This window comes from Microbacterium sp. Beta, assembly GCF_005502545.1.
GTDB lineage: Bacteria > Actinomycetota > Actinomycetes > Actinomycetales > Microbacteriaceae > Microbacterium > Microbacterium oxydans.
Genome location: NZ_SCOG01000050.1, coordinates 1 through 5,271, shown reverse-complemented (window position 1 = coordinate 5,271; position 5,271 = coordinate 1). Strand labels below are relative to the sequence as shown.

Here is a 5,271-nt window from a genome sequence, read left to right as displayed (position 1 = left end):
CATGCATTACTGCACTTCCACATCTGGCCTATCAACCCAGTAGTCTGGCTGGGAGCCTCTCACCCGAAGGTATGGAAATCTCATCTTGAGGCCGGCTTCCCGCTTAGATGCTTTCAGCGGTTATCCATCCCGAACGTAGCTAATCAGCGGTGCTCCTGGCGGAACAACTGACACACCAGAGGTTCGTCCAACCCGGTCCTCTCGTACTAGGGTCAGATCCTCTCAAATTTCCTACGCGCGCAGCGGATAGGGACCGAACTGTCTCACGACGTTCTAAACCCAGCTCGCGTACCGCTTTAATGGGCGAACAGCCCAACCCTTGGGACCTACTCCAGCCCCAGGATGCGACGAGCCGACATCGAGGTGCCAAACCATGCCGTCGATATGGACTCTTGGGCAAGATCAGCCTGTTATCCCCGAGGTACCTTTTATCCGTTGAGCGACAGCGCTTCCACAAGCCACTGCCGGATCACTAGTCCCGACTTTCGTCCCTGCTCGACCTGTCAGTCTCACAGTCAAGCTCCCTTGTGCACTTACACTCGACACCTGATTGCCAACCAGGTTGAGGGAACCTTTGGGCGCCTCCGTTACTTTTTGGGAGGCAACCGCCCCAGTTAAACTACCCACCAGGCACTGTCCCTGAACCGGATTACGGTTCGAAGTTAGATATCCAGAGTGACCAGAGTGGTATTTCAACAATGACTCCACACGAACTAGCGTCCATGCTTCAAAGTCTCCCACCTATCCTACACAAGCCACACCGAACACCAATACCAAGCTGTAGTAAAGGTCACGGGGTCTTTCCGTCCTGCTGCGCGTAACGAGCATCTTTACTCGTAATGCAATTTCGCCGAGTTCGCGGTTGAGACAGTTGGGAAGTCGTTACGCCATTCGTGCAGGTCGGAACTTACCCGACAAGGAATTTCGCTACCTTAGGATGGTTATAGTTACCACCGCCGTTTACTGGGGCTTAAATTCTCAGCTTCGCCTCGCGGCTAACCGGTCCTCTTAACCTTCCAGCACCGGGCAGGCGTCAGTCCGTATACATCGTCTTGCGACTTGGCACGGACCTGTGTTTTTAGTAAACAGTCGCTACCCACTAGTCTCTGCGGCCACCACACCCTTTTCGGAGTAAATCCGTATAAGTGGATGGCCCCCCTTCTCCCGAAGTTACGGGGGCATTTTGCCGAGTTCCTTAACCACGATTCTCTCGATCTCCTTGGTATTCTCTACCTGACCACCTGAGTCGGTTTGGGGTACGGGCGGCTAGAACCTCGCGTCGATGCTTTTCTTGGCAGCATAGGATCACCCACTTTTTATCCGCATCGTGTCTCAGCCTATGTGAATCGCGGATTTGCCTACGACTCGGCCTACGCACTTGCACCAGGACAACCATCGCCTGGCTTGGGCTACCTTCCTGCGTCACACCTGTTAATACGCTAACCGCACCAGAATGGGGTCGTGCGCTAGGCCCAGAGCGTCACCCCGAAGGGATCAGTCACTGGGATTCAGACACTTAGCACTACTGGATTAGCTTGGGCGGTTCTTCGCCGGTACGGGAATATCAACCCGTTGTCCATCGACTACGCCTGTCGGCCTCGCCTTAGGTCCCGACTTACCCAGGGAAGATTAGCTTGACCCTGGAACCCTTGGTCTTTCGGAGGACGTGTTTCTCACACGTCATTCGCTACTCATGCCTGCATTCTCACTCGTGTAGCCTCCACGGCTGGTTTACACCGCCGCTTCGCTGGCCACACGACGCTCTCCTACCCATCAACACGGCTGGACCACGAAGGCCTACCAATAATGTCAATGCCACAACTTCGGTGGCGTGCTTGAGCCCCGTTACATTGTCGGCGCGGAATCACTTGACCAGTGAGCTATTACGCACTCTTTCAAGGGTGGCTGCTTCTAAGCCAACCTCCTGGTTGTCACAGCAACTCCACATCCTTTCCCACTTAGCACGCGCTTTGGGACCTTAGTTGGTGGTCTGGGTTGTTTCCCTCTCGACTATGAAGCTTATCCCCCACAGTCTCACTGCTGCGCTCTCACTTACCGGCATTCGGAGTTTGGCTGACGTCAGTAACCTTGTAGGGCCCATCGGCCATCCAGTAGCTCTACCTCCGGCAAGAAACACGCAACGCTGCACCTAAATGCATTTCGGAGAGAACCAGCTATCACGAAGTTTGATTGGCCTTTCACCCCTATCCACAGCTCATCCCCTCAGTTTTCAACCTAAGTGGGTTCGGTCCTCCACACGCTCTTACACGTGCTTCAACCTGGCCATGGATAGATCACTTCGCTTCGGGTCTAGGACATGCGACTGAATCGCCCTATTCAGACTCGCTTTCGCTACGGCTACCCCACACGGGTTAACCTCGCCACATATCGCTAACTCGCAGGCTCATTCTTCAAAAGGCACGCTGTCACCCCTACTAAGGAGGCTCCAACGGTTTGTAAGCAAACGGTTTCAGGTACTATTTCACTCCCCTCCCGGGGTACTTTTCACCTTTCCCTCACGGTACTTGTCCGCTATCGGTCATCTGGGAGTATTTAGGCTTATCAGGTGGTCCTGACAGATTCACACGGGATTTCACGGGCCCCGTGCTACTTGGGATACTCTTCGCGCCAAGAGAGGCATTTCGACTACGGGGTTGGCACCCTCTATGACCGGCCTTTCAAGACCGTTCGTCTATACCTTCTTGTAACGCCGCCACCTCGGCAGAGATGACTGAAAAGTCCCACAACCCCCAACGTGCAACGCCTGCCGGCTATCACACACGCTAGGTTTAGCCTGATCCGGTTTCGCTCGCCACTACTAACGGAATCGCGGTTGCTTTCTCTTCCTGTGGGTACTGAGATGTTTCACTTCCCCACGTTCCCTCTACCCGCCCTATATATTCAGGCGGGAGTCACTAGGTCGGCACGCCGCCCAGCGGGGTTTCCCCATTCGGACACCCTCGGATCAAAACTTGCTTATCAGTTCCCCGAGGCTTATCGCAGATTGCTACGTCCTTCTTCGGCTCCAGATGCCAAGGCATCCACCGTTTGCTCTTAAAGACTTGAAATCACATGAGTTTGAATCAAAAACTCGACCCCACCCGGAGGCGGAATCTGAAATTGACTAATGATCTTTAAGATCATCTTGTGCAACTGACCGAAGTCAGCTGCAAGATGCTCGCGTCCACTGTGTAGTTCTCAAAGTACGGGCGGTGCCCCAATCCACAACCCCACAAACATGGAGAAACAGAAAGAGGCCCAGAGGTTCAGACCAGATCCCAAAGGATCCGCATCCGGTCCCTCAGGACCCAACAGCGTGCAGGTGCGACATCCGTCACCCTCCCCGTTCCAACCACCGAAGCGGCGTACTGGAGAAGAACAACATCCCTCGCACCATGTCAAATGTTCCACCCATGAGCTCCCAGCGAAGAACGTATGCCTTCGATCTGGGTTCTGGACACCCGGAGGTGTCAGATGCTCCTTAGAAAGGAGGTGATCCAGCCGCACCTTCCGGTACGGCTACCTTGTTACGACTTAGTCCTAATTACCGATCCCACCTTCGACGGCTCCCTCCACAAGGGTTAGGCCACCGGCTTCAGGTGTTACCGACTTTCATGACTTGACGGGCGGTGTGTACAAGACCCGGGAACGTATTCACCGCAGCGTTGCTGATCTGCGATTACTAGCGACTCCGACTTCATGAGGTCGAGTTGCAGACCTCAATCCGAACTGGGACCGGCTTTTTGGGATTCGCTCCACCTCGCGGTATTGCAGCCCTTTGTACCGGCCATTGTAGCATGCGTGAAGCCCAAGACATAAGGGGCATGATGATTTGACGTCATCCCCACCTTCCTCCGAGTTGACCCCGGCAGTATCCCATGAGTTCCCACCATTACGTGCTGGCAACATAGAACGAGGGTTGCGCTCGTTGCGGGACTTAACCCAACATCTCACGACACGAGCTGACGACAACCATGCACCACCTGTTTACGAGTGTCCAAAGAGTTGACCATTTCTGGCCCGTTCTCGTATATGTCAAGCCTTGGTAAGGTTCTTCGCGTTGCATCGAATTAATCCGCATGCTCCGCCGCTTGTGCGGGTCCCCGTCAATTCCTTTGAGTTTTAGCCTTGCGGCCGTACTCCCCAGGCGGGGAACTTAATGCGTTAGCTGCGTCACGGAATCCGTGGAATGGACCCCACAACTAGTTCCCAACGTTTACGGGGTGGACTACCAGGGTATCTAAGCCTGTTTGCTCCCCACCCTTTCGCTCCTCAGCGTCAGTTACGGCCCAGAGATCTGCCTTCGCCATCGGTGTTCCTCCTGATATCTGCGCATTCCACCGCTACACCAGGAATTCCAATCTCCCCTACCGCACTCTAGTCTGCCCGTACCCACTGCAGGCCGGAGGTTGAGCCTCCGGATTTCACAGCAGACGCGACAAACCGCCTACGAGCTCTTTACGCCCAATAATTCCGGATAACGCTTGCGCCCTACGTATTACCGCGGCTGCTGGCACGTAGTTAGCCGGCGCTTTTTCTGCAGGTACCGTCACTTTCGCTTCTTCCCTGCTAAAAGAGGTTTACAACCCGAAGGCCGTCGTCCCTCACGCGGCGTTGCTGCATCAGGCTTGCGCCCATTGTGCAATATTCCCCACTGCTGCCTCCCGTAGGAGTCTGGGCCGTGTCTCAGTCCCAGTGTGGCCGGTCACCCTCTCAGGCCGGCTACCCGTCGACGCCTTGGTGAGCCATTACCTCACCAACAAGCTGATAGGCCGCGAGCCCATCCCCAACCGAAATTCTTTCCAGACGCAGACCATGCGGTCACGTCACATATCCAGTATTAGACGCCGTTTCCAGCGCTTATCCCAGAGTCAGGGGCAGGTTGCTCACGTGTTACTCACCCGTTCGCCACTGATCCCACAGAGCAAGCTCCGTGTTCACCGTTCGACTTGCATGTGTTAAGCACGCCGCCAGCGTTCATCCTGAGCCAGGATCAAACTCTCCGTAAAAAAGAAATGCATACAACCCCGGGGAAAACCAGGATCGCAGCGAGTTTGATGCTGACCAAAGAGACAAATTCATTGCTGACTTCATCCATTGCCAACCCCACAAGGAGGTTGGTCTTTGATCCAAAGGAATTCTCACCCAGCCGAAGCTAGACGAGGATAATTTGGCATTTGACAAGTGCACGCTGTTGAGTTCTCAAGGATCGGATGCTCCCACGACCCAGCCATCACAGCCAGGCCCGAAGGGCAACTTCTCTATCTTACC

The 5,271-nt window shown here is 54.7% G+C and carries 2 rRNA genes; both read right to left on the bottom strand.

From position 1 onward, the window contains the following. A 23S ribosomal RNA gene (locus tag FFS56_RS20300) occupies window positions 1-3,068 on the bottom strand; the annotation flags it as partial. A 417-nt stretch (window positions 3,069-3,485) separates the two neighbouring features. Next, window positions 3,486-5,009, bottom strand: a 16S ribosomal RNA gene (locus FFS56_RS20290). Between the last annotated feature and the right edge of the window lie 262 nt (window positions 5,010-5,271).